Annotated in this window: 20 protein-coding genes; 13 read left to right on the plus strand and 7 right to left on the minus strand. The window is 74.7% G+C overall.

All coding sequences use genetic code 11. The features are described from left to right. Positions 1 to 166 precede the first annotated feature (166 nt). The 4 genes from QMQ26_RS20820 (at position 167) to QMQ26_RS20835 (ending at position 4,621) form a co-directional block, all read left to right on the plus strand. Positions 167 to 1,963 carry a 2-oxoacid:acceptor oxidoreductase subunit alpha gene (locus QMQ26_RS20820; RefSeq protein WP_282202292.1) on the plus strand — a complete coding sequence of 599 codons (1,797 nt, stop codon included), beginning with the start codon at positions 167 to 169 and terminating at the stop codon, positions 1,961 to 1,963. Further along, positions 1,960 to 2,997: a 2-oxoacid:ferredoxin oxidoreductase subunit beta gene (locus tag QMQ26_RS20825; RefSeq protein ID WP_282202293.1), complete on the plus strand. Its 1,038-nt coding sequence runs from the start codon at positions 1,960 to 1,962 to the stop codon at positions 2,995 to 2,997. The genes QMQ26_RS20820 and QMQ26_RS20825 overlap by 4 nt, the downstream gene beginning before the upstream one ends. 149 nt (positions 2,998 to 3,146) lie before the next feature. Beyond that, entirely contained in the window at positions 3,147 to 4,073 is a 927-nt protein-coding gene (rarD, locus tag QMQ26_RS20830; RefSeq protein WP_100836715.1) for an EamA family transporter RarD, read from the plus strand. Between the two features lie 215 nt (positions 4,074 to 4,288). Continuing rightward, positions 4,289 to 4,621: a hypothetical protein gene (locus tag QMQ26_RS20835; protein WP_100836714.1), complete on the plus strand. Its 333-nt coding sequence runs from the start codon at positions 4,289 to 4,291 to the stop codon at positions 4,619 to 4,621. A 73-nt stretch (positions 4,622 to 4,694) separates the two neighbouring features. On the opposite strand, the gene QMQ26_RS20840 is transcribed toward QMQ26_RS20835, so the two are convergent. After that, entirely contained in the window at positions 4,695 to 5,951 is a 1,257-nt protein-coding gene (locus QMQ26_RS20840; protein WP_282202294.1) for a LolA family protein, read from the minus strand. Positions 5,952 to 6,187: 236 nt separating this feature from the next. On the opposite strand from QMQ26_RS20840, the gene QMQ26_RS20845 reads away from it, so the two are divergent. Then, positions 6,188 to 8,725, plus strand: a complete 2,538-nt coding sequence (locus QMQ26_RS20845) for a bifunctional FO biosynthesis protein CofGH (RefSeq protein WP_404814192.1) — start codon at positions 6,188 to 6,190, stop codon at positions 8,723 to 8,725. 191 nt (positions 8,726 to 8,916) lie between these two features. After that, complete coding sequence (locus tag QMQ26_RS20850; protein ID WP_100836711.1) at positions 8,917 to 10,020, plus strand: ADP-ribosylglycohydrolase family protein; 1,104 nt, start codon at positions 8,917 to 8,919, stop codon at positions 10,018 to 10,020. A 131-nt stretch (positions 10,021 to 10,151) separates the two neighbouring features. Here QMQ26_RS20850 and QMQ26_RS20855 read toward each other — a convergent pair whose 3' ends face one another. The 3 genes from QMQ26_RS20855 to QMQ26_RS20865 all read right to left on the minus strand — a co-directional run bounded on the left by QMQ26_RS20855 (position 10,152) and on the right by QMQ26_RS20865 (position 12,273). Continuing rightward, positions 10,152 to 10,358, minus strand: coding sequence for a DUF397 domain-containing protein (locus QMQ26_RS20855; RefSeq protein ID WP_100836710.1), 207 nt, complete (start codon positions 10,356 to 10,358; stop codon positions 10,152 to 10,154). Next, the gene (locus tag QMQ26_RS20860) at positions 10,355 to 11,212 is read right to left on the minus strand and encodes a helix-turn-helix domain-containing protein (RefSeq protein ID WP_100838530.1); all 858 of its coding nucleotides are present in this window, start codon (positions 11,210 to 11,212) and stop codon (positions 10,355 to 10,357) included. The genes QMQ26_RS20855 and QMQ26_RS20860 overlap by 4 nt, the downstream gene beginning before the upstream one ends. 332 nt (positions 11,213 to 11,544) lie before the next feature. After that, on the minus strand, positions 11,545 to 12,273 hold the full coding sequence (locus QMQ26_RS20865) for a GOLPH3/VPS74 family protein (RefSeq protein ID WP_014137624.1): 729 nt from the start codon (positions 12,271 to 12,273) through the stop codon (positions 11,545 to 11,547). Between the two features lie 300 nt (positions 12,274 to 12,573). Between QMQ26_RS20865 and QMQ26_RS20870 the strand changes: the two genes are divergently transcribed. Next, complete coding sequence (locus QMQ26_RS20870; RefSeq protein WP_282202296.1) at positions 12,574 to 15,024, plus strand: hypothetical protein; 2,451 nt, start codon at positions 12,574 to 12,576, stop codon at positions 15,022 to 15,024. Positions 15,025 to 15,125: 101 nt separating this feature from the next. Here QMQ26_RS20870 and QMQ26_RS20875 read toward each other — a convergent pair whose 3' ends face one another. From QMQ26_RS20875 to QMQ26_RS20885, 3 genes are all read right to left on the minus strand, one after another. Continuing rightward, complete coding sequence (locus QMQ26_RS20875; RefSeq protein WP_282202297.1) at positions 15,126 to 16,037, minus strand: YhjD/YihY/BrkB family envelope integrity protein; 912 nt, start codon at positions 16,035 to 16,037, stop codon at positions 15,126 to 15,128. Between the two features lie 73 nt (positions 16,038 to 16,110). Then, positions 16,111 to 16,872 carry a polyprenol monophosphomannose synthase gene (locus tag QMQ26_RS20880; protein WP_100836707.1) on the minus strand — a complete coding sequence of 254 codons (762 nt, stop codon included), beginning with the start codon at positions 16,870 to 16,872 and terminating at the stop codon, positions 16,111 to 16,113. Positions 16,873 to 17,025: 153 nt separating this feature from the next. Then, positions 17,026 to 17,685 carry a ScbR family autoregulator-binding transcription factor gene (locus QMQ26_RS20885; RefSeq protein ID WP_282202298.1) on the minus strand — a complete coding sequence of 220 codons (660 nt, stop codon included), beginning with the start codon at positions 17,683 to 17,685 and terminating at the stop codon, positions 17,026 to 17,028. 231 nt (positions 17,686 to 17,916) lie between these two features. On the opposite strand from QMQ26_RS20885, the gene QMQ26_RS20890 reads away from it, so the two are divergent. The 6 genes from QMQ26_RS20890 to QMQ26_RS20915 all read left to right on the plus strand — a co-directional run bounded on the left by QMQ26_RS20890 (position 17,917) and on the right by QMQ26_RS20915 (position 24,083). Beyond that, complete coding sequence (locus tag QMQ26_RS20890) at positions 17,917 to 19,653, plus strand: acyl-CoA dehydrogenase (protein WP_282202299.1); 1,737 nt, start codon at positions 17,917 to 17,919, stop codon at positions 19,651 to 19,653. Positions 19,654 to 19,885: 232 nt separating this feature from the next. After that, positions 19,886 to 20,161, plus strand: a complete 276-nt coding sequence (locus tag QMQ26_RS20895; protein WP_282202300.1) for an acyl carrier protein — start codon at positions 19,886 to 19,888, stop codon at positions 20,159 to 20,161. After that, positions 20,158 to 21,039, plus strand: a complete 882-nt coding sequence (locus QMQ26_RS20900) for a hypothetical protein (RefSeq protein ID WP_282202301.1) — start codon at positions 20,158 to 20,160, stop codon at positions 21,037 to 21,039. The genes QMQ26_RS20895 and QMQ26_RS20900 overlap by 4 nt, the downstream gene beginning before the upstream one ends. Continuing rightward, positions 21,017 to 22,069 (plus strand): 4'-phosphopantetheinyl transferase family protein, encoded by a 1,053-nt coding sequence (locus QMQ26_RS20905; protein WP_282202302.1) that lies wholly within the window; start codon positions 21,017 to 21,019, stop codon positions 22,067 to 22,069. Before QMQ26_RS20900 ends, QMQ26_RS20905 begins: the two co-directional genes overlap by 23 nt. Before the next feature lie 105 nt (positions 22,070 to 22,174). Further along, on the plus strand, positions 22,175 to 23,050 hold the full coding sequence (locus tag QMQ26_RS20910) for an AfsR/SARP family transcriptional regulator (RefSeq protein WP_282202303.1): 876 nt from the start codon (positions 22,175 to 22,177) through the stop codon (positions 23,048 to 23,050). Between the two features lie 334 nt (positions 23,051 to 23,384). Then, positions 23,385 to 24,083, plus strand: a complete 699-nt coding sequence (locus QMQ26_RS20915) for a ScbR family autoregulator-binding transcription factor (RefSeq protein WP_282202304.1) — start codon at positions 23,385 to 23,387, stop codon at positions 24,081 to 24,083. The last annotated feature ends 58 nt before the right edge of the window (positions 24,084 to 24,141 follow it).

Raw genomic sequence — 24,141 nt, forward strand, 5'->3', positions numbered from 1 at the left:
GAGGTCCGCGGCAGTGACCAGTCAGGTCGATCAGTCGGAAGCAGTGGACGGTCCGGACGGCGGCGGCCCCGGTGGGGCGGCGCGGGCGGCGTCCGGGCGGACGGCGAAGCCGATCAGGCGGTTGGATCGGGTGGTCATCCGGTTCGCGGGTGACTCGGGTGACGGGATGCAGCTGACCGGGGACCGGTTCACCTCGGAGACGGCGGCGTTCGGGAACGACCTGTCGACGTTGCCGAACTTCCCGGCCGAGATCCGGGCGCCCGCCGGGACGCTGCCGGGGGTCTCCAGCTTCCAGCTGCACTTCGCGGACCACGACATCCTGACGCCGGGGGACGCGCCGGACGTGCTGGTAGCGATGAACCCGGCGGCGCTGAAGGCCAACGTGCCGGACCTGTCGCCCGGGGCGGAGATCATCGTCGACACCGACGAGTTCACCAAGCGGGCGCTGGCCAAGGTCGGCTACCCGGCGGACCCGCTGGGCGACGGCTCGCTGGCGGCGTTCCGGCTGCACCCGGTGCCGCTGACCACGCTGACCCTGGAGGCGCTCAAGGACAGCGGCCTGGCCCGCAAGGACGCCGAGCGGGCGAAGAACATGTTCGCGCTGGGCCTGCTGTCCTGGATGTACCACCGGCCCACGCACGGCACGGAGCTGTTCCTGCGGCAGAAGTTCGCGAAGAAGCCGGAGATCGCCGAGGCCAACGTGGCGGCGTTCCGGGCCGGGTGGAACTTCGGCGAGACCACCGAGGACTTCGCGGTCTCCTACGAGGTGCCGCCGGCCGAACTGGCCCCGGGCACCTACCGCAACATCTCCGGGAACCTCGCGCTGTCCTACGGCCTGGTCGCGGCGGGGGAGTGCTCCGGGCTGCCGGTGTTCCTCGGCTCGTACCCGATCACCCCGGCCTCGGACATCCTGCACGAGCTGTCGAAGCACAAGGACTTCGGGGTGCGCACCTTCCAGGCCGAGGACGAGATCGCCGGGATCGGCGCCGCGCTGGGCGCGGCGTTCGGCGGCGCGCTGGGGGTGACCACCACCTCCGGGCCCGGGGTGGCGCTCAAGAGCGAGACGATCGGGCTGGCGGTGTCGCTGGAGCTGCCGCTGCTGGTGGTCGACATCCAGCGCGGCGGACCGTCCACCGGCCTGCCGACCAAGACCGAGCAGGCCGACCTGCTGCAGGCGATGTTCGGCCGCAACGGCGAGGCGCCGGTGCCGATCGTGGCGCCCGCCACCCCCGCCGAGTGCTTCGGCGCGGCCCTGGACGCGGCCCGGATCGCGCTCACCTACCGCACCCCGGTGTTCCTGCTCTCGGACGGCTACCTGGCCAACGGCTCCGAGCCGTGGAAGCTCCCCGCCGCCGACGAACTCCCGGACCTGCGGGTCGAGTTCGCCACCGCGCCGAACGGCCCGGACGGCACCTTCCGCCCCTACCAGCGCGACCCGCACACGCTGGCCCGCCCCTGGGCGGTGCCCGGCACGCCCGGCCTGGAGCACCGGATCGGCGGCATCGAGAAGCAGGACGGCACCGGAGACATCTCCTACGACCCGGCCAACCACGACTTCATGGTCCGCACCCGCCAGGCCAAGGTCGACAACATCGCGGTCCCCGACGTCGAGGTCGACGACCCGGAGGGCCGGGCCCGGGTCCTGGTGCTCGGCTGGGGCTCCACCTACGGCCCGATCACCGCCGCGGTGCGCCGGGTGCGGGCCGACGGCGGCCACGTCGCCCAGGCCCACCTGCGCCACCTCAACCCCTTCCCGGCCAACCTCGGCGCGGTGCTGCGCGGCTACGAGCGGGTGATCGTCCCCGAGATGAACCTCGGCCAGCTCGCCCTGCTGCTGCGGGCCCGCTACCTCGTCGACGCCCAGTCCTACAACCAGGTCCGCGGCCTGCCGTTCAAGGCCGCCCAACTCGCCGACGTGCTGCACGCCGCCCTCGGCAGCCTCGACGCGCAGGAGAACCGATGACCGACTTCCCCGCCCTGCGCCTGGTCCCCAAGGCGGACGGGGCGCAGACCGCGAAGGACTTCAAGACCGACCAGGAAGTGCGCTGGTGCCCCGGCTGCGGCGACTACGCGATCCTGGCCGCCGTGCAGTCCTTCATGCCCGAGCTGGGCATCCGGCGCGAGAACACCGTCTTCGTCTCCGGCATCGGCTGCTCCTCGCGCTTCCCGTACTACATGAACACCTACGGGATGCACTCCATCCACGGCCGCGCCCCGGCGATCGCCACCGGCCTGGCCGCCTCCCGCCCCGACCTGTCGGTGTGGGTGGTCACCGGCGACGGCGACGCGCTCTCCATCGGCGGCAACCACCTGATCCACGCGCTGCGCCGCAACGTCAACCTGAAGATCCTGCTGTTCAACAACCGGATCTACGGCCTGACCAAGGGCCAGTACTCGCCCACCAGCGAGGTCGGCAAGATCACCAAGTCGACGCCGATGGGCTCGCTCGACGCCCCCTTCAACCCGCTCTCGCTGGCCGTCGGCGCCGAGGCCACCTTCGTGGCCCGCACCATCGACTCCGACCGCCGGCACCTGCAGTCCGTGCTGCGGGCCGCCGCGCGGCACGAGGGCACCGCGCTGGTGGAGATCTACCAGAACTGCAACATCTTCAACGACGGCGCCTTCGAGCTCCTCAAGGAGCCGGGCACCCGCGACGAGGCGCTGATCCGCCTCGAACACGGGCAGCCGGTCCTGGTCGGCGCCGAGCGGCACGTGGTGCGCGACCCGGACGGCGAACTGCGCATCGCCCCGCGCAGCGAGGGCACCGCGATCGTCCACGACGCCCACGCGGCCGGGCCGGCCACCGCCTTCGCCCTCACCCGCCTCGCCGACGCCGACACCCTGCACCACACCCCGATCGGAGTCCTGCGCGACGTCGCCCGCCCGGTCTACGACACCCTGATGACCGAACAGCTCGCCCGCGCCGAGGCCCGGCGCGGCCGCGGCGACCTCGCCGCCCTGCTCGCGGGCCCGCACACCTGGACGGTGGGCGGGTAGCGGACCTCCCCGCCGGGGCCCGGGAGGAGCGCCGTTCCCGCCGGGCCCCGGCGCTGTCAGCACCGTCCTCACCATTCGGGGATGACATCCGCGTTCGCGGGCCGCTACCTTTCGGGTGACACGGACGGCGCGCGGGTGAGGGGCAGGCCATGGCGGAGGGTTCGCGGGAGGCCAGGGTCGGGTTGTGGAACGGCTTCGCGGCGTACGGGATGTGGGGGCTGTTCCCGCTGTTCTGGCCGCTGCTTGAGCCCGCCGGGGCGGCCGACATCCTGGCCAACCGGATGGCCTGGTCGCTGGTCGCGGTCGCGGCGATGCTGCTGGTGCGGCGGCGCTGGGCGTGGGTCCGGCCGCTGCTGCGCCAGCCCCGGCGGCTGGGCATGCTGGCGCTCGCGGCGGCCACCGTCTCGGTGAACTGGGGCGTCTACATCTGGGGCGTGAACTCCGGGCACGTGGTGGAGACCAGCCTGGGGTACTTCATCAACCCGCTGGTGACGATCGCGTTCGGCGTGCTGGTGCTGCGCGAGCGGCTGCGCCCGGCGCAGTGGACGGCGGTGGGCGTCGGCACCGTCGCGGTGCTGGTGCTGACGGTGGCGTACGGCCGGCCGCCGTGGATCGCGCTGACGCTGGCGTTCTCGTTCGCCACCTACGGGCTGCTGAAGAAGAAGGTCGGCCTGGGCGGGGCGGAGAGCCTCGCGGTGGAGAGCGCGGTGATGTTCCCGTTCGCGGTGGCGTTCCTGGTGTACCTGGAGGTGCGCGGCCAGGGCACCCTGGGCCACCACGGCTGGGGCCACACCGCGCTGCTGGTGGCGAGCGGGGTGATCACGGCGGTCCCGCTGATGTGCTTCGGCGCGGCGGCGCTGCGGGTGCCGCTGACCACGCTGGGGCTGCTCCAGTACCTGGCGCCGGTCTCGCAGTTCCTGATCGGCGTGACGGTGTTCCACGAGACGATGGAGCCGGCCCGCTGGGCCGGGTTCGCCCTGGTCTGGGTGGCGCTGGTGGTGCTCAGCTGGGACGCGCTGCGGCGCCTGCGCGTCGAACGGCGGCGCACGCCGGTGCCGGCCGCCGCAGCGGGCTGACGGCCGGGCCGACGGCCGGGGGCGACGGACGCTCAGGCGACGGACGCTCAGGCGGCGGCGAGGCCCCGGACCGGCGGGTGCGCGGGCCCCGCGCGCGGGGCCGGGGGCCGGTGAAGAACGTCTCCGCGGGATCTCCTCAACCGGATGCCCGGACTGCTAACGTCCGTGCTGCGCGACCCGGCCGCCAGCTGTCCCGGCGCGCGGGAGGAACTCCTATGGTGCACCTCGCCCGTCCCGTGCTCCGCCACGTTCCCGCCGTCCGGCGGGAGGCCGGCGGGTCGCAGAGCGGCGAGCTGCGCATCGTCCGGCGCCGCGGCCTGCCCGCCGAGATCCGCTGGCACCCCGGCACGGGCGACCCGGTCGACCTGCTGCCGCCCTACCGCCTCGACCGGGTCGAGCTCCGCCACTCCCACCTGGCCCGCCTGCACGGCCTCACCGCCGGGGTGCGCCTGGTCAGCGCCGGGTGGTCCCCGCTCTTCCTGGTCCCGCCGGCCGACCTGCCGGCCCTGGCCCTGGCCGCCGCCTCCACCCGGCGCACCGGCTTCTGACGGCCGGACGGTCGGGGCCGGACAGCCGGACGGCCGGACAGCCGGGCAGCCGGACGGCCGTCCGACCCGCGGGTCAGGAGTGCTTCGCCGCCTGCTGGAGCGTCTCCGGGGTGACGGCGCCCAGGTAGACCCGGCCGTCGGTGGTGATCAGGGCGTTGACGATGCGGGTCGAGACCAGGGTGCCGCCGTCGACGGGACGGCCGGTGAACTTGGCCAGGCCCTTCGCGGCCTCGGCGCCCGCGGTGCCGTGCAGCACGGTGGTCCAGCCCTCGCCGATCACCCCGCCCGCCGCACCCCGGCCCGCGGCGTCCTGGCCGGGAGCCGGTTCGGCGGGCCGGGTGGGCAGGGCGGGCAGGACGGAGGCGAGCGGGTCGTGCGGCAGGGCGGAGGCCGGTGCCTCGACCACCTTCGCGCCCTTGGGGGCGGTGAACTCGAAGGTCCCGGCGGCCGGTTCGGCGTAGGAGAGGGTGCCGAATCGGATGTCGAACGCGGTCGCGCCGTCGGTCGTGCGGACCTGGACGGCCAGCGGCACGCCCTTCTCGGCGTCGATCGAGACCCGGATCTCGTCGATCGTCGACCCGGCCTGCTTCGGCCGGACGCTCAGCCGGTACGCGTCGTGCCCGGCGATCCGCTCGGTGCCGCTGACGGTGACGGAGGTGGTCGCGGCGGAGTGCGCCAGGAGCTGCGCGGCGACGTCCTGCGGGGTGAACGAGCCGATGCCGGCCCGGCCCGCGGCGTGCTCCCCGGCCCCGGCAGCGCCGCCGACGCCGGTGAAGTGCAGGGCCTGCCGGGAGTCGCGGTCGTAGGCCCAGACCTGGTCGCCGTCGTGGACCAGCTCGTAGCCGGACTTCTCGCCGGAGAGGGTGAGCCGCTGCCGCTCGGGCCCGTCCGCGGCGACGGTCAGGGTGTGCGAGCCGCCGAGCAGTTCGACGGCCTTCAGCTGCGGGTCGGCGCCGCCGACGCCCGCGCCGGCGCTGCGGGCCAGGTTGCCGAGGGCGCCGGAGCCGGACGCGGCGTCGGTGAGGACGGTGGGCAGGCCGAGGTCGGCGCTGATCCGGACGGTGCCGGAGAAGGTGTCGGTGTCCGCGGCGAGCGCCTTCGCGACCAGGGCCTGGGCGCTGACCGAGGGCAGGTCGGGCGTCTCGTCGCTGGCGAGCGCGGGCACCAGGCCGATGCCGGTGGCGACGGCCGCGGCGACCGCCAGCGGCACGCCCACCCGGACGGCGGTGCGCCGCTCGGCGGGCCGGGCCGGGCGCTCGGCCCGTTCGGCCGGAGCGATCCGGAGCGGTGCGGTGTCCTGTCCTGCGTCTGCGGTGGAGTCGTGCTCCATGGCAGCCCCCTTCCGAGTGCCTGTGCGCTGTCACCGTCCATTAGAGCCCCTGGGGGCGTCCGGGGGCGTCGCCCGGCGGCAGCAGATCGCCGTACGCCTCCCGTCGCATCCGGGGCGTCGCGACCCTGAGACGCCGTCAGGGTTCCGTAGTCCCGGAGGGCTACCTCTCGCGTAGGGTCGGGCCCATGAGCCTTCAGCCCCCGTCCGCAGCCGCCACCGCCCCGACCGCGACCGCGATGCGGCGCGCGCTGCGCCGGGCCCGGGACGGGGTGGCGCTGGACGTCGCGGAGGCGGCGGTGCTGCTGCAGGCCCGCGGCGAGGACCTGGCGCAGCTGTGCGCGGTCGCCGCCCGGCTCCGGGACGCCGGGCTGGAGCAGGCGGGCCGCCCCGGCGTCATCACGTACTCGCGCAAGGTGTTCATCCCGCTGACCAGGCTCTGCCGGGACCGCTGCCACTACTGCACCTTCGTCACCGTGCCGGGCAAGCTGCGCAAGGACGGGCACGGACTGTACCTGTCCCCGGACGAGGTGCTGGACATCGCCCGCCAGGGTGCCGAACTCGGCTGCAAGGAAGCCCTGTTCACGCTCGGCGACCGCCCCGAGGAGCGCTGGCCGGAGGCCCGCGAGTGGCTGGACGCGCACGGCTACGACGACACCCTGGCGTACGTGCGGGCGATGGCGGTGCGGGTGCTGGAGGAGACCGGGCTGCTGCCGCACCTCAACCCCGGGGTGCTGTCCTGGACGGACTTCCAGCGGCTCAAGCCGGTCGCCCCGTCGATGGGCATGATGCTGGAGACCACCGCCGTCCGCCTCTGGTCGGAGCCCGGCGGCCCGCACCACGGCTCGCCCGACAAGGAACCGGCCGTCCGGCTGCGGGTGCTGGAGGACGCCGGGCGCAGCGCGGTGCCGTTCACCACCGGGGTGCTGATCGGCATCGGCGAGACGTACGAGGAGCGGGCCGACGCGCTGCTGGCGATCCGCAAGGTCTCCCGCGCCTACCAGGGCGTGCAGGAGGTGATCGTGCAGAACTTCCGGGCCAAGCCGGACACCGCGATGCGGGCCATGCCGGACGCCGAACTCTCCGAGCTGGCCGCGGCGGTGGCGGTGGCCCGGCTGGTGCTCGGCCCGGCCGCCCGCATCCAGGCCCCGCCGAACCTGGTGGACGCCGAGTACGCGCTGCTGATCGGCGCGGGCATCGACGACTGGGGCGGCGTCTCCCCGCTGACGCCCGACCACGTCAACCCGGAGCGCCCCTGGCCGCACGTCGAGGAGCTGGCCGAGCGCACCGCCGCCGCCGGGTTCGCGCTGCGCGAGCGGTTGACGATCTACCCGGAGTACCTCAAGCGCGGCGAGCCCTGGCTGGACCCGCGCCTGCTGCCGCACGTCCGGGCGCTGGCCGACCCGGCCACCGGCCTGGCCGTCGAGGGCGCCCGCCCGATCGGGCTGCCCTGGCAGGAGCCGGACGAGCCGATGACCGGCGGCGGCCGCACCGACCTGTTCCGCACCGTCGACACCGAGGGCCGCACCGGCGACCGGCGCTCCGACTTCGACGACGTGTACGGCGACTGGGAGTCGCTGCGCGAACAGGCCGCGCTGCCCGCCCCCCGGCGGCTCGACGCGGACCTGCGGGCCGCGCTCTCCACGGCCGCCGACGACCCGGAGAAGCTGACCGACGACCAGGCGCTGGCGCTGTTCCACGCGGACGGCCCGGCGCTGGACGCGCTGACCCGGATCGCCGACGAGCTGCGCCGCGACACCGTCGGCGAGGACGTCACGTACTGCGTCACCCGGAACATCAACTTCACCAACGTCTGCTACACCGGCTGCCGGTTCTGCGCCTTCGCCCAGCGCCGCACCGACGCCGACGCCTACACCCTCTCGCTGGAGCAGGTCGCCGAACGGGCCGAGCAGGCCTGGGCGGTGGGCGCGACCGAGGTGTGCATGCAGGGCGGCATCCACCCGGACCTGCCGGGCACCGCCTACTTCGACATCGCGCGGGCGGTGAAGGAGCGGGTGCCGGGCATCCACGTGCACGCCTTCTCGCCGATGGAAGTGGTCAACGGGGCCACCCGCACCGGCCTGTCCGTCCGCGACTGGCTGGCCCGGGCGAAGGAGTCCGGCCTGGACTCGATCCCCGGCACGGCGGCGGAGATCCTGGACGACGAGGTCCGCTGGGTGCTCACCAAGGGCAAGCTGCCCGCCGCGACCTGGGTCGAGGTGGTCACCGCCGCGCACGAGCTGGGCCTGCGCTCGTCCTCGACGATGATGTACGGCCACGTCGACACCCCGAAGCACTGGCTGGGCCACCTGCGGCTGCTCGCCGGTATCCAGCAGCGCACCGGCGGCTTCACCGAGTTCGTCACGCTGCCGTTCGTGCACACCAACGCGCCGGTCTACCTGGCGGGCATCGCCCGGCCCGGCCCGACCGCCCGCGACAACCGGGCGGTGACCGCGATGGCCCGGCTGCTGCTGCACCCGCACCTCACCAACATCCAGACCAGCTGGGTCAAGCTGGGCGCGGAGGGCGCCGCCGAGATGCTCCGCAGCGGCGCCAACGACCTGGGCGGCACCCTGATGGAGGAGACCATCTCCCGGATGGCGGGCTCCTCCTGGGGCTCCTACAAGTCGGTGCGCGACCTAGAGGCGGTCGCCGCCCTGGCCGGCCGCCCGGCCCGGCAGCGCACCACCCTGTACGGCGAGGTGCCGGCCGAGCGCCGGGCCGCCGCGCTGGCCTCCGACGGGCACCTGCCCCGGCTGCTGCCGCTGGCCGACTAGGGCCGGCGGTCCGCGGGGCGGTGGCTGTCCGCGAGGGCGGTGGCCGGCCGGGCGGGCGTGACCGGCCGGGCGGGTCGGCGGGCGAATCGATGTTCGGGGCGGGGGGCCTTTTCGCGCTGCTCTTCGAATAAGGTGCGTCTACCGCCCGTGCGCCCGCCCGCGGCCGCCGACCGAAAGGGTTCCGCCCCGTGATGCCTCTGTGGTCACGCGCCCAGCAGCAGGACTTCCGCAGCCGGGTCCGGGGCTGCCTGCTCGGCGGGGCGATCGGGGACGCGCTCGGCGGCGGCATCGAGTTCGAGCAGCTGGAGCAGATCCGCGCGGTCCACGGCGAGGCGGGCGTGGCCGGCTACGTCCCCGCGTACGGGCGGCGCGGCGCGATCACCGACGACACCCAGATGACCCTGTTCACCGTCGACGGCCTGATCCGCTCCCACATCAACCGCGACGCCGGCTCCTGGCACCCGCCGTCCGACGTGCACCGCGCCTACCTGCGCTGGTACGCCACCCAGCAGGACTGGGGCCCGGACGAGCGCCGCAAGGACCTGGGCTGGCTCGGCCGCGAGGAGTGGCTGTACGCCCGCCGCGCGCCGGGCCAGGCCTGCCTGTCCGGCCTGGCCGGCACCGAGAGCGGCCCGCTGCCCACCGTCGAGGAGCCGCGCAACCCGAACTCCAAGGGCTGCGGCACCGTGATGCGGGCCGCCCCGTTCGGGCTGCTCACCGCCTGGGACCCGGCGCTGGTCTTCCAACTCGCCGTCGAGTGCTCGGTGCTGACCCACGGCCACCCCACCGGCTACCTGTCCGCCGGGGCGTTCGCGGTGGTCGTCCACGCGGTGGCCCGCGGCGGCACCCTGGAGGAGGGCGTCCACCTGGCGCTGGCCCTGCTCTCCGAGCGCACCGGCCACGAGGAGACCACCGCCGCGCTGCGCGCCGCCCTGGACGCGGTGCGGGCCGGGGCGCCGTCCCCCGAGCGGGTCGAGGCGCTCGGCGAGGGCTGGGTCGCCGAGGAGGCGCTCGCCATCGGCCTGTACTGCGCGCTGGTCGCCGAGGACGTCCGCAGCGGCCTGCTGCTGGCCGTCAACCACTCCGGCGACAGCGACTCCACCGGCTCGATCTGCGGCAACCTGCTGGGCGCCCTGCACGGCGAGACCGCCCTCCCGCCGGACCTGCTGGCCGAGGTCGAGGGCCGCGGCACCATCCTGGAACTCGCCGACGACCTGGTGCTGGAGCTGCTGCACGGCCCCGAACTGCACGGCACCGAAGCCTGGTCGCTCCGCTACCCGGCCGCCGACGCCTGACCCGGGGCCGCCGACCGCCCGGGCGGCCGACCGCCCGGGTCGCCGACCGCCCGGGCCGCCGACCGCCCGGGCCCGGACGCGAAGGTGCCCGCCGCGCGGGAAGCGGCGGGCACCCCGTACCGGTCGGAGGATCAGACCTCGCCGAAGCGGCCCGCGCCGGCCGCCGCGGCGAACGCCGCCCAGGACGCGCCGGAGAAGCGCAGCTGCGGGCCCTGCGGGTCCTTGGAGTCCCGGACCGCGACGGAAGCCGAACCCGGCAGGGCGATCTCCACGCAGGCACCGTTGCCCCCGCTGTAGCTGCTCTTGCGCCAGGTCAGGCTCTCGGTGGCCTTGCTCATTTCATGAACTCCTCTGCGATGGTGGCGATCATCGACCGGCTCTCCGCGACACTCAGCGCCGCGGCCCTCAGGTGGTCGTACAGATTGGTATAGCGGCGGACGTCGGCGTCCTTCTCCAGGTAGAGATCGCTCGTCACTCCTTCGAAGTAGACGACCGTGGAATCCGCTGACTCGGGGAACTCCAGCAGGGAGAATGTCCCGGTCATGCCGGGGTGGGAGCCGTGGCTGAAGGGGATCACCTGGAGGTTGATGTTCGCCCGCTCGCCCAGTTCGACGAGCTGGTACAACTGCTCGGCCATGACCCGCTTCCCGCCGACCTGGCGGCGCAGCACCGCCTCGTCTATCACGACCCACAGGCTGCCCAACTGGTCCTCGCCGTGGATGCGGTGCTGCCGCTTGAGCCGGACGTCCACCCGGCGGCGGATCGCGGTCGGGTCGGTGTCCGGCTGCGTCCCGGCCACCACCGCCTCGGCGTACTCGCGGGTCTGCAGCAGCCCCGGCACGAACGAGGACTCGTACGCCCGGATCGAGGACGCCTCCGCCTCCAGCCCGATGTACACGCTGTACGGGATGTCCCCGAACTCGTGCCACCAGCCGCGCTGGCGCGACTCCTTGGCCATCTCCATCAGCCCGGCGCGGACCCGCTCGTCCTCGACCTCGTAGACGTCGCACAGGTCGCGCACGTCGCGCTGGCTGATCGAGCGGCGGCCGTTCTCCAGTCGGCTGATCTTCGACTGGGAGACCATCAGACGGCCGGCCACCTCTTCGGCGGTCATCCCCCTGAGCTCGCGCAGACGCCGCAGTTCGGCGCCGAGCCTACGGCGGCGAACCGTCGGATTCACGCTGGCGGACACATTGACCTCCGGCCCCACTTCTGGCAACAGTGCGGTAATTGGTACCAACCCCCTGACGCTGAGCAGCATGCCACTTCACCTACGGTCCATGCCCGGGAATCGCAGTACCGCAGTAGAACAGATCATCTGAAAATAGCTCAATATGGAACCGAGCCCTTGCGCCCGGCGCATCCACCCGCTAAAGGGAAACCCGTGCGCCGCACGGCTCCTGACGCGGCGTCGGAGCGCGGAGCCGGCGGCGGTGCGGCGGAACGACAGAGGGCGGGCGGCCCGGTGCGATGCACCGGGCCGCCCGCCCTCCTGCCGAACCGAACGCTAACGGCGTGCGCCGCTCATCGCGCGCCCACCCGACTGGCCACACCGCGCCCCGCGGCAGCGGGACGACCGGCCGGACCGCGCGAACCCGCGGGTGCCGACCTGCCCTGCTGCTGCTGGGCGGGCAGACCGTTCTGCACGTCCATCACCGCGTGGGCCACCATGCCGCCCAGCGGGTCGTACCTGATCAGGTCCCGCAGCCGGGAGCGCGAGGACCGCCCCTCGTTGCCCGGGTACAGGTGCTTGCCCAGGCCGACCGCGTGCGCCAGCGCCGCCAGCGCGGCCGTCCGCGGGTCCGGCGGCACGCCGGTGCGGATCGCCGTGTCCAGCCGCTGCTTGATCGCCGCGTTGGTGCAGTCGTCCGACGCCTGGTAGCGCGTCGTCGGCAGCACCCCGCAGACCTGGCCGGCCACAGCCGTCACCATGCCGCACCGCTCCAGGTGCGCCAGGTACGTCTGCCGGAGGCCCAGGCGCGGGCCACCGATCCAGTGCGCGGCGCGCACCGGACTGCCGCGCCGGCGCAACAGCTCCAGTGCGTGGTCAAGTGTCGGATCACCGGTCGGCCGTGGCACCACCACGGCGATCCGGTCCCCGTCCGGGACTATCCTTCCGGCCAGGGACAGCTCGACGAGCTGCGCCCCGGCAAGTCCGAGGTCGAGGGTCTGCGGCTGTGCGGTGGTACCCGTGGCCGGGTCCAGCGCGAGCAACAGCAGCTCCTCGGGAATGGTTCGACGGCCTCTGCCCATCCAAGCCTCCCCGCGTGGATGAATGACAGGGTGACGCCTCTCACACAGGCTTGTCGAGTACGCCTCCGAATCGTGACCTTGCCCGGGCAGGCTGGAACCGCCGTCCGACGGCGCCGCGTCTGACCGGGCAACAGCCCGTACGGGCAGGAAAAACCGCCGGTCGGGCGGGGTGCGGCGGGCCCTTGCGGGCTCGGTGCCGGAGACTGTACAGGTGCTGGGCCGGGCCGAGAACCCGCCCGAAAAAAACCAGCTTGTGTGATCGGACCGGCGGTGCCGGGCGGACGAGGAGGAGTGGGTTACGTGGGCGAGTCCCCGCAGAGCGAGCGGCGCGACGGCGAGACGCGGTCGGCCGAGACCGAGGAGACCCCGCGCGAACCCGGCGAGCGCGCCGGGGGCAACGGCACTGTCCACCTGCGCGTCCGCGATGCGGACACCCGCACCGCCGCCCTCCGCCTCCCCGCCGACCTCCCCGAGGCGAGCGCCGCCCTCACCGACTCCCGTCCCGCCCCTCGGGACGAGGACACCCCGGAATCCGAGACGGAATCGGCCCCGACACCCGCGGTGCCGGACCGGCCGGAGACGCGGGACGCGGAAGACGAAGGGGAAGCGGACCCGGGAGCAGAGGAAGAGGAGGGCGCGGAGGCGGAAGCCGTCCCGGCCGGGCCGCAGCGGACGATGATGCTGCGGATGCCGGAGCTGCCCGAGACAGGGAGCGAGGACGGGGCCGCGCCTGCTGCTGAGGACGAGGACGACGCCGCGTCTGCTGTCGAGGACGAGGCCGCGCCTGCGGACGAGGGCGGTTCCGGTTCCGCCGCGAAGCCCGAGCCGACCATGATGCTCCGGCTGACGGACCTGCCCGAGGCCGCTGGCGATGCCGCTGGCGAGGGCGAGGGCGGGTCGGAGGGGGAGGCCGCTCCGGCCGGGCCGCAGCCGACCACGACCCTGCGGGCGGCGGGCCCGGCCAAGGCCGGTGCAGCGTCGGGCCGGGGCAAGGCCGAGATCGAGACCGAGACCGAGGCCGGGGCAGAGGACGAGGACGAGGGCGCGGGGGCCAAGGGCGAGGGCGGGTCGGAGGGGGAGTCCGTTCCGGTCAGGCCGCAGCCGACCATGACCCTGCGGGCGGCGGGCCCGGCGAAGGCCGGTGCGGCGTCGGGCCAGGGCAAGGCCGAGGACGCTGGGGCCGAGGACGAGGCCGAGGACGCGGAGCAGGCCGAGACCGGCTCCGACGCCGAGCCCGCCGCGAAGCCCGATCCGACGATGACGCTGCGGGTCGACAAGGACCGTCCCGAGCAGACCGTGATGCTCCGGCTGCCCCCGGAGGCCGCGGCGCCCGGGTCGGAGCCGAAGGCCGGGCCGAAGCCCGCCCCGGCTGCCGCCGCGTCCGTCCCCGGGCCCGTTCGGGCGTCCGCGTCCGCGCCTGCCGGGGCCGCCGTTCCGCCGCCGCCTGCGCCGCCGGTGCCTGCCGCGCCCGGGCCGGAGAGCACCATCGAGGCGCTGGAGGTGCTGAAGTCGCTCAGCGCCCGTCCGATGACGCCGTTGCGCCGGGCGGTGAAGCGGATCACGGTCTGGGGCGTCTTCCTGGCCGTGGTGCTGGGCGTGCTGGTCGCGGCGCAGTTGCTGCGTCCGCTGCCGACGCCGAAGGCGAAGCTCTCGCTGGCGGACTCGTTCACCTTCGGGGGCGAGCAGCCGAACATCCCGTGGCCGGCGAAGGGCCAGGCCGCGGCCGAGGTGGTGGGCGTGGGCAGCCTGGGGGCGTCGGGGGAGGAGACGCCGGTGCCGATCGCGTCCGTCACCAAGGTGATGAACGCGTACCTGATCCTCCAGGCGCACCCCTTGAAGAAGGGGGAGAGCGGCCCGGTGCTCACCGTGGACAAGCTGGCCGCGCAGGAGTCGGGCAACAACGACGAGTCGACGGTGCCGCTGACCGAGGGCCAGCAGCTCACCCAGTACGAGGCGCTGGAGATGCTGATGCTGCCGTCGGCCAACAACGTGGCCCGGCTGCTGGCCCGTTGGGACTCCGGCAGCGAGCCGGAGTTCGTGAAGAAGATGAACGACACCGCCGCGCAGCTCGGCATGGGCAACACCACTTACGCGGACGCGGCCGGGTACAGCAACGACACCAAGTCGACAGCGAAGGACCAGCTGAAGCTGGCCGAGAAGGCCATGCAGCTGGACATCTTCAAGCAGGTCATCGCCGAGCCGGACACCCGGTTCAACGGCCAGCGGATCTACAACACCAACAAGCTGCTGGGCAAGAACGGCATGATCGGCGGCAAGACCGGCTCCTCCACCCCCGCCCAGTCCTGCCTGATGTGGGCGGCGGTCAAGGAGATCGGCGGCGTGCAGCGGATGGTCCTCGGCGTGACGCTGGGCCAGCCCGCGACGAAGGAGGACCCGAGCCTGGTCACCGCCGCCCAGGCGCCCAGCCAGCGGATCAACGTGGCCGCGCAGACCGCGCTGGCCGGGCAGACCCTGGCCAAGCAGGGCGACGTGGTCGGCCACGTGGACGACGGCGTGGGCGGCAAGGTGCCGGTGGTGGCGGCCAAGGACCTGACCGTCGCGGGCTGGAACGGCATCACCGCGCACCTGGCCCTGACCCCGGTCGGGAAGATCGCCCACACCCTGCCGGCCGGCACCCAGGTCGGCACGATCGCGGCGGGCGAGGGCGACGGCCGGGTCGAGGTGCCGGTCGTCCTCCAGTCGGACCTGGCCCCGGCGTCCATCACCTCCCGCCTGCTGCGCCTCGGCTGAGGCCCCACCACAGCTCCACGGCCCCAGGCCCCGGCCCCGGTCCCCGCCCACTGCGGCGGGGGCCGGGGCCGGGGCCGTTCCGGGGGAGGGGAGGCGCGGGGCTACCAGCTGCCGGGTTCGGTACGGGTGCCGAGGGCGCGGGCCACGATCGGCTCCTCGGAGACCACCCGGCCCAGCACCAGCGCCAGGGTGATGGCGGTGAACAGCGCGATCAGCCAGGACAGCACGGTGAACACCACCCCGTACGGGCCGAACTTGTCGACCGACTCGGACATCGCGTACGGCAGCCACACCTGCGAGGCGATGCCGAAGCCGACCTCGCCGACACCGCAGAGCACCGCGCCCGGCAGCAGCGGGTACCAGCGGATCCGGCCGCCGAGCAGCAGGTGCTGCGTCCACCACCACACGCCGGTGGAGGCCAGGAAGGTCAGCGGGACGCCCAGCCACAGGCCGGCGCCGAAGCCCTTGCGCAGCGGCACCTGGACGACCAGGAACACCAGCCACGCCAGCAGCCACACCACCCAGCGCCACAGGGCCAGCCGGGCGCTGTGCTTCGGCATCTCCCAGGCCCGTTCGCAGACCCGCTGGAGCGCCCGGCTCAGCGCGGTCGCGGACGCCAGGGCGACCAGCACGCCGAGCACCCCGAAGCTCTGGCTGGCGCTGTCGTCGTGCGGGGTGTTCATCAGCTGCTGGACCTGCTGCTGGGCGCTGCCCTGCAGGCCCAGCTGTTCGCGCAGCGAGCCGGTGATGCTGTGCTTGAGCGTCGCGGGGGCGAACACCGCGACCACGAACAGGGCCGGCAGCGCGGACAGGAAGGCCTGCGCGGCCAGCCGGGTGGCATTGTCCAGCAGGTTCACCCGGATCAGGTTGCTGACGGCCCGCCCGACCAGCGGGAAGCGCTCGGGGGCGCCCTTGGCGGAGGCGGTGAGGCGGGCCGCCCGCTCCTTCGCGGACTCCCACCGCCGGGGGCCCGGGTCGGGGTCCCGTCCAGCCCGTCGCAGTGACTCCGTCACGCCGCCACCTCCGCAAGCTCCGCCGGCCGGGAACTTCCATCGTCACCGGCCGGCGGAGTCGGGGGGCGGCCGCCTACTTCTTCCGGGTGAGCTTGGCGACCCGGTCGCCCACGCCCCAGGCGGTGACCCGCCACAGCGCCTCGACCACGATGTCGCGGCTCATCTTGGACGCGCCGTGCTCGCGCTCCACGAAGGTGATCGGCACCTCGGCGACCTTGAACCCGGCCCGCACCGCGCGCCAGGCCAGGTCGACCTGGAAGCAGTAGCCCTGCGAGGAGACCTGGTCCATGCCGAGGCCCAGCAGGGTCTCCTTGCGGAAGGCCCGGTAGCCGCCGGTGACGTCCCGGATCGGCACGTCCAGCATCAGCCGGGAGTACGTGGAGCCGCCCTTGGACAGCAGCAGCCGCGACTTCGGCCAGTTCACCACCGCGCCGCCGGGCACCCAGCGGGAGCCCAGCACCAGGTCCGCGCCGCGCAGTGCGGTGAGCAGCCGGGGCAGCTCCTCCGGCTGGTGCGAGCCGTCCGCGTCCATCTCGACCAGCACGTCGTAGCCGCCGTCGATGCCCCAGCGGAAACCGGCCAGGTAGGCCGCGCCGAGGCCCTCCTTGCCCGGGCGGTGCAGCACCTTGACGTGCGGGTCGTCGGCGGCGAGGGCGTCGGCGAGCTTGCCGGTGCCGTCCGGGCTGTTGTCGTCCGCGACCAGCACGTGCGCCTCGGGGACGGCGGCGCGGACGCGGGACACGATCCGTTCGACGTTCTCGGCCTCGTTGTAGGTCGGGATGATCACCAGGATCTTGCCGAGTCCGGCGAACGGGGTCTCCGGGGAGGAGCTCACAGGTGGGTGCCTTTCAGGAGCGACTGGCCGGGGCGGCACACGGGTGCGCGCGACTTCCACGGTAGGTCACCCGGAGCGGTGCCCACGGCCACCGGGTGGGGCCGGGCGTCCGTCCGGGCGTTCCGGCCCCGGTCCGTTGGTGCGCGGGCGGTCTCAGGCGGTGTCGGCGTCGGCGCTGGCGGTCCCGGTGTCGGCGGGGGTCTCCGGGCGGGCGCGGAACTTGTGCAGGCGGCGCGGCGGGACGACGGTCGGCAGGATCAGCTCCCACATGTCGCCGACCCGGCGGGAGAGTTCGGTCCGGTGGTCGAGGACGCCGGAGACCAGCTGGATGCCGGTGAAGGAGCTGATCACGAAGCGGGCCAGGTCGGCGGGGACGACCGTGGCGCGCAGGTCGCCGACCCGGTGCGCCTCGGTGAGCAGCTGCTCGATCACCTCGATCCAGCGCAGGTAGGGCCCGGGGTCGGGCTCGGTGAACGCCTGCTCGATGACCAGCCGGATGCTGGCCTGCATCATCGGGTCCTCGCGCAGCGAGCGCCCGATCCCGTGGCTGAGGTCGATCGCGGCCTGCAGCGCGGGGCCCTCGGGCAGCGGGGCGGCCTCGCCGTCCGCGGCGGGGGCGAACTGCTCGTTGACGACGGCCCGGGCGAGCTCCTCCTTGGAGGAGAAGTGGAAGTAGAGCGCTCCCTTGGTGACGCCCGCCTCGGCGAGGATCTGGGCGAGGCTCGTCCCCAGGTAGCCGTTGACGGCGAACACCCGGGCGGCCGCGTCCAGCACCGTCCGACGGGTCTGCAGGGCGCGTTCTTGCTTGAGCACGTGCGGTCCTTCCCCAACCTGTGAGCGACCCGGCCAACATTTCACATCGGGGCCCGGAAAATAAACCGCTCGCAAGGTATTCAACTTTTGAACCGGCGCCAGCCCGGGTGCAGGACCGCTCCAGGTCACGCGCGTACCACTGGGACCGGACACGGCCGTCGACCGTTCCGATGGTTCGTTCGGAGCCCACCGGGGCGCCCGTACCGGGAGATTCGAGGGAGGCGAGGATTCGTGACGGGCTCCGACGAGACGTCGGTCGCCGCCCGGGTGGCGGCGGTCGAGGACCTGCTCGGCGACCCCGGGGACCCGGGCAACCCGACCGGCGCGGCCGCTGTGCTCGCCGCCGACGAGCGGGCCGAGATGCTGGCCGAGGGCGAGCGCCTGCTGCACGGGCACGGCATCGCCGCCGAGTTCGTGCCGACCGCGCTCGGCGGGCGACTGGACCGGGTGGACGCGCTGGCCCGGGTGCTGCGGCCGGTGTTCCGCCGGGACGCCACCCTGGGGCTCGGCTTCGGCGTGACCTCGGTGCTGGCCGCCACCAACGTCTGGTTCGGCGGTCGTCCCGAGCAGCGCGAGCGCACCGCCCGGCTGCTGCTGACCGGCGGCCGGGTCGCGGTGGCGCACCAGGGCTCGGGCCGGGGCGGCGACTTCGTGCGCAGCTCGCTGACGGCCGACCGGACCGCCGACGGCTACACCCTGCGCGGGGTGAAACCGGTGGTCAACAACGGCGGCCGGGCCGGGCTGCTGGTGCTGTTCGCCCGCACCGAGGCCGAGACCGGCCCGCACGACCACTGCGCGCTGCTGCTCGACCCGGCGCGGACCGAGCCGGGCCGCTACCGGGTGCTGCCGCGCCGCCGGATGACCGGCATGCGCGGGCTGGAGGCGGTGGGCCTGGCCTTCGCCGGACAGCCCGCCCCCGCCGACCGGCTGCTCGGCGCGCCCGGCACCGGCGTGGGCCTGGCCCAGCGCTCCTTCCAACTGACCCGCAGCCTGCTGCCGTCGATGGCGATCGCCTCGGCCGACACCTGCCTGCGCACCGCGCTGTCCTTCGCGGTCGGGCGCAGCAGGTACGGGCGCCCGCTGCTGCGCACCCCGGCGGCCCGGGCGGCGATGGACGCTGCCTTCGTGGACCTGCTGATCGCCGACAGCCTGGCCCTGGTGGCGACCCGGGCGGCGCACCTGCTGCCCACCCAGACCAGCGTGCTGGCCGCGGCGGTGCGCTACCTGCTGCCCCGGCTGCTGCGGGAGAGCACCTACGACCTGTCGGTGGTGCTGGGCGCGCGGGTCTTCGACCGCTCCGGCCCGTACGGGCTGTTCCAGAAGAACGTCCGGGACCTGCCGGTGATCAGCCTCGGGCACGCCGGGACCTCGGCCTGCCTGGCCACCCTGGTCCCGCAGTTGGCCCGGCTGCTGGAGCGCCCGCCGATGTCCGGGGAGCCCGCCCCCGCCGAGCTGTTCCGTCCCCGCGGGCCGCTGCCCGGGCTGGACCTGGACCGGCTGGTGCCGGCCGCCCGGCACGACGCGCTGGCCGCCTCGCTGGCCGAGGGCACCGCGACGCTGCGCGCGCTCGCCGCCGTCCCCGGGGCCCCGGCGGCGACCGCGTCGGCGGCCGCCCTGGCCGGGACGGTGGTCCAGGAACTGCGTGGGCTGCCGGGCCGCCTGGCGGGCGCCCCGGACGGGCACCCGGGGGTGTTCGCAGCCGCCGACCGCTACGTGCTGGTGCTGGCCGCCGCCGCCTGCCTGGGCGTCTGGCAGCACGAGCGGACCGCGCCCGACCCGGCGAGCCCGGACGGCTTCCTGGCCGACCCCGGCTGGCTGGCCCCGGCGCTCTCGCGGATCGTGCGCCGGCTCGGCCACCCGGCCGGCGAGCTGCCGCGCACCTGCGCCGACCACGTCCACCGCGAACTCCTGGACCGCTTCGCGTCCCTGCGCAGTTTCGACCTGTACGACACCCCGCTGGCCGGATGACCGCGCCGGCCCCGCGCCGCCGGCGCACGGCCCCACGACACGACCCGATCACGAGGAGACCCTGATGTCGGCAACCACGACGGCGCGTTCCACGGCCGCGACGGCGAGCCCCGCGACGGCGAGCCCCGCGACAGGCGGACCGGCGGGCAGACCGGTCGGGCCGGTTGGCGGGCTGGCTTGTGGGCCGGTCGGAGGGCTGGTCGGTGGGCTGGTCGATGGGCCGGGGAGCGAGGTGGAGGGCGGGGCGGACGTTCGGCGGTGGCTGCGCGAGCAGGTGGCCGAGCGGCTCGGTCTCGGTGTGGAGGAGGTGCCGTGCGACCGTCCGTTGGCGGGGCTCGGGCTGGACTCGGTGGCGGCGCTCCAGCTGTACGTCGCGCTGGAGGCGCGCTACGGGCTGTCGCTGGACCCGGCGGTGTGCTGGGACTACCCGACCGTCGACCTGCTGCACGGGCACCTGGCGGAGCTGCTGGCCGAGCTGCCCGCGGACTCCGGGGGAGTGCCCGCATGACGGCCGCGTCCCGCCGGGCCCTGGCCGTCCTGCGCGAACTGCACCGCAGCGGGCGGCTGGTGCGCGAGATCCGCCGGGTGCCCGCCCTGTTGGCGGTGCTGGAGGGCGAGGAGCTGCTCCGGGCGGGCAGCCTGCTGGCCTGGTCGGCGCCCGGCCCGGCGGCGGATCGGGCGGGCCCGCCGCACGGCCCGCCGACGGACCGTCCGCCGGGTGCCCGTCCGGTACGGGTGGCGCTGGCCGGGGACGTGCCGCCCGCCGCCGCGCTGCCTCCGCTCGCGGTCGAACTGGCCCGGGGCGGAAGGCTGTTGCGGGCGGCGGTCTCCCCGCCGGGCACCTGGGCGTACGACCTGGCCGACCCGGCCTCGGGGGTGTACGCGTCCCGGCCGGACCTGACGCTCTGTCTGGTCGACCCGGGCGCGCTGGACCGCGAACTGGCCGTGCCGAGCGGTCCGGAGGGCTTCCGGCGGGCCGCCGCCGACCACCACCGGCTGCTGTCCTCGCTGCTGGAGGTGCACCAGCGGGTCGGCACGGGACTGCTGCTGACCACCACCCTGCCGCGACCCGACCCGGCGGCCCCGGCAGCCCCGGCGGCCCCGGCCGATCCGGCCGATCCGTCCGCTCCGTCCGGCGGCGGTGCGGACGGGGCGCTGCTGGGCGGGCTGTGGCGGGAGGCCAACGCCCGGGTGCTGCGACTGACGTCGCGCTTCCCCCGGCTGGCCGTGGTGGACCTGGAGCGGTACGGCGCGGCCCGGCCCCGGCAGCCGGGGGCGGGACCGTTCGACGAGCGGCTGCTGCTGCTGTGCGCGCGGCAGGCGGCCCGGCTGGTGGGCCGGCGGGACCGGCCGAGGAGGGGCGATGACGACCGAGAGCACCACTGAGCCGTGGGCCGCGACGGACCGCGGCCCGCTGTTCGCCCGCCTGGACGGGCCCGGACGCCCCGGCGGGCCGGGCGCCGCCGGGCCGGGGTCCGCGGCGGCGGGCGACGGGCTGCGGCCGGTAGGCGGGGCGTCGCGGCGGGCCCGGCCCGGGCGGCGTCCGGCGGCGCTGTGGCTCTCGCCGGGCGACGCCGGGCCGAGCCGGTCGATCCCGGCGCCGGGGCCGGGCGCGTTCGGCGAGCCGCTGGCCCGGCAGTTGGAGGTGCACGGCACCGCGGTGCTGCACGCCCGGATCGACGAGTGGGCGCCGACCGACAGCGGGGGCCCGGCGCTGCGCCGGCTGCTGGGCGCGGACTGGGGCCGCTACCGGGAGCTGACCCACCCGGAGGTGAGGGCCAGGTTCGCCGCCTCCCGGGCGATGATCAAGCACGTCGCGGCCCGGGCCGTCCGGGTCCGCCCGGAGGCGATCGAGCTGGGCTACAGCCTGCACGGGCGGCCGTACCTGCGCGGCTGCGACCAGGTGGACATCTCGCTGAGCCACACCGACGACCTGCTGTTGATCGGGCTGACCACCCGGGGGCTGATCGGGGTCGACGCGGAGGCCGCCGACCGGCCGCTGGTCGGCACCGGGGCCGAGCGACTGGTCTGCACGCCGCGCGAGTCGGCGCTACTGGCCGCGCTGCCGGAGCCGGAGCGCAACCCGGCGCTGGTGCGGCTGTGGACGCTCAAGGAGGCGTACAGCAAGGCGATCGGGCAGGGGCTGCGGTTCCGGTTCACCGAGTTCGGCTTCGAGCAGGGCGGGCCCGGCGGCGGTCCCGACCTGCTTCAGGTGCGCGGCCCGGACGGCGGCAGCGGCCCCGGCGCGGAGTGGAGCTTCGGCTCGGTGGCGCTGACCCTGCCCGGCTACGCGGCCAGTTTCGCGCTGCGGGACGCCGGGTTCGGCGCGCCGGACCCGGCGGCGGTCGGGGTGGCCTCGATGGCCGACGCGGCGCTGGCCGCGGCGATCGGGGAGTTCTACCGGCCCTGCGATTGACAAACCGTCTGGTCGGTTTTTCAATAGTGCTCCAAGACGACCGCGTGCCGCCGCACCGCGGCAGGACCGGTTCCGACCGTCGGTTGCGACTAGGGGGAAGTCCTGATGGAAATCACGGTGTTGGGGAGATTCGGGGCCACGGAGAACGGGCTCTCGGTGGTGCCGGCGGCGGCCAAACCGCGGGCGGTGCTGGCGCTGCTGGCGCTCCACCAGGGCTCCACCGTCCCCTCCGAGACGCTGATGTCCGAAATCTGGGGCGAGGCGCCGCCGCGCAGCGCGGACAACACCCTCCAGGGGTACGTGGTCCGGCTGCGGCGGCTGATCGGCGCCGCCTGGAGCGGGTCCGCCCCGGGCGCCCCGGACCCGAAGTGGCTGCTCCAGACCAGGCCCGGCGGCTACTCCCTCGACCTGGCCGGCGGCGACATCGACATGCTGCGGATGCAGCGGCTGGCCGCCTCCGGCTACCGGGCCGCCGACGGCGGCGAGGACGAGCGCGCCTCGGCGCTGTTCGCCCAGGCGCTGGCGCTGTGGAGCGGCCCCGCGCTCTCCGACACCCGCACCGGCGTCCGGCTCACCGCCGAGGCGCTGCGGCTGGAGAACGTCCGGCTGTCGCTGCTGGAGCGCCGGATCGCGGCCGACATGCGGCTCGGCCGGCACCACGAGCTGATCGTCGAACTCAGCGCGCTGTGCGCCGAGTTCCCGCTGCACGAGGGCCTGCACGCGCAGCTGATGCGGGCGCTGCACCGCACCGGCGGGCGCTGGCGGGCGCTGGAGGTCTACCAGCGGTTGCGCACCGCGCTGATCGACCAGCTCGGCCTCGACCCGTGCGCCGAGGTCCGGGCCGCCCACCAGGCGGTGCTGGAGTCGGAGACCCCGACCGCGGCACCCGCCCGCACCCCGTATCCGGCCGGCCGTCCCACCCCGTACCCGGCCGGCCGTCCCGCGCCGTACCCGGCCGGCCGGTTGGCCCCGGCCAGCTAGGCCCTGTCCGGTCGATCTTGCCGGGCGCACGACGCCGGATCATCCCGGCTGGAAGCACCGGCGAAACACCCGAGTACACCCAGTACGAGGGCGTTCCGCCGGCACTCCCAGCCGGGCGCCCGGCGCCGCGCGCTGATCCGACAAGATCGACCGGACAGGGCCTAGCGCCCGTCCCCCGGCCCCGGCCGGGCGCACGTCCCCCGCCCCGAGCGGGCGGGTGTCGCGCGTCCGGCCGGGGCCGGGGAGGGGCTCGGCCCCGAGCGAGGCGGTCGCACACCGAGCGGCCGCGAACCACCCGCGTGTCAGGCGCGGCAGATCCGGAGGAGGAGCCGCCATGGCGGAGCGCAGGCCCAAGCAGGAGCGGGCCGAACAGACCCAGCGGGCGCTGGTCGAGGCGGCTGCCGAGGTGTTCGCGGCGCACGGCTACACCGGCACCAACCTGGGCCGGATCTGCGAGTTGGCCGGCACCAGCAAGGGGGCGCTGTACTTCCACTTCGCCACCAAGGACGACCTGGCCGCGGCCGTGGTGGCCGCCTACCAGCGCTCGGTGGCCGAGCTGTCGGACCGCCTGCTGGCCGAGGACCCGGCCTCCCCGATGGACCGACTGGTCGAGCTGTCCTACGAGTTCGCGATACGCCTGCGCGAGGACGCGCTGACCAGGGCCGCCGCCCGGCTGAGCGCCGGCAGCGCCCCCGACCCGCGGGACCCGGCGGACTTCGCCCAGGGCTGGCTGGAGCTGGCCCGCGAACTGCTGGTCCGCGCCCAGCGGTCGGGCGAGCTGCGGGACGGGGTGGCGCCGGCCGCGATCGGCAGCACCGTGCTGGCGGTCTCCTACGGCATGCGGCTGCTCGAACCGAACCGCGACGGGGTCGAGGACCGGCTCGCCGAGAGCTGGGACCTGCTGCTACCCGGCCTGGTCTCGGACGAGGTGCTGGAACGCCTCGGGGCAGTGAGAGCAACTGAACTGACGGGTAATCAGTTGATTTCCCCGGCTCGTTCGGAGCGTCCGGAACCGGCCGCCTCAAACGGCTGACAAAAAACCGGCCGGTATGTATTTTCTTCCCTGCCAGGCCCGCACACCCACCTCTCGA

This window comes from Kitasatospora fiedleri, assembly GCF_948472415.1.
GTDB classification, from domain to species: Bacteria; Actinomycetota; Actinomycetes; order Streptomycetales; family Streptomycetaceae; genus Kitasatospora; species Kitasatospora fiedleri.

Excerpts from the sequence above, each read along its gene's own strand:
- QMQ26_RS20820 (WP_282202292.1), top strand. The coding sequence starts at position 167 with ATGCAGCTGACCGGGGACCGGTTCACCTCGGAGACGGCGGCGTTCGGG.
- QMQ26_RS20825 (WP_282202293.1), top strand. The coding sequence starts at position 1,960 with ATGACCGACTTCCCCGCCCTGCGCCTGGTCCCCAAGGCGGACGGGGCG.
- rarD (WP_100836715.1), top strand. The coding sequence starts at position 3,147 with ATGGCGGAGGGTTCGCGGGAGGCCAGGGTCGGGTTGTGGAACGGCTTC.
- QMQ26_RS20835 (WP_100836714.1), top strand. The coding sequence starts at position 4,289 with ATGGTGCACCTCGCCCGTCCCGTGCTCCGCCACGTTCCCGCCGTCCGG.
- QMQ26_RS20840 (WP_282202294.1), bottom strand. The coding sequence starts at position 5,951 with ATGGAGCACGACTCCACCGCAGACGCAGGACAGGACACCGCACCGCTC.
- QMQ26_RS20845 (WP_404814192.1), top strand. The coding sequence starts at position 6,188 with ATGCGGCGCGCGCTGCGCCGGGCCCGGGACGGGGTGGCGCTGGACGTC.
- QMQ26_RS20850 (WP_100836711.1), top strand. The coding sequence starts at position 8,917 with ATGCCTCTGTGGTCACGCGCCCAGCAGCAGGACTTCCGCAGCCGGGTC.
- QMQ26_RS20855 (WP_100836710.1), bottom strand. The coding sequence starts at position 10,358 with ATGAGCAAGGCCACCGAGAGCCTGACCTGGCGCAAGAGCAGCTACAGC.
- QMQ26_RS20865 (WP_014137624.1), bottom strand. The coding sequence starts at position 12,273 with ATGGGCAGAGGCCGTCGAACCATTCCCGAGGAGCTGCTGTTGCTCGCG.
- QMQ26_RS20900 (WP_282202301.1), top strand. The coding sequence starts at position 20,158 with ATGACGGCCGCGTCCCGCCGGGCCCTGGCCGTCCTGCGCGAACTGCAC.
- QMQ26_RS20905 (WP_282202302.1), top strand. The coding sequence starts at position 21,017 with ATGACGACCGAGAGCACCACTGAGCCGTGGGCCGCGACGGACCGCGGC.
- QMQ26_RS20910 (WP_282202303.1), top strand. The coding sequence starts at position 22,175 with ATGGAAATCACGGTGTTGGGGAGATTCGGGGCCACGGAGAACGGGCTC.
- QMQ26_RS20915 (WP_282202304.1), top strand. The coding sequence starts at position 23,385 with ATGGCGGAGCGCAGGCCCAAGCAGGAGCGGGCCGAACAGACCCAGCGG.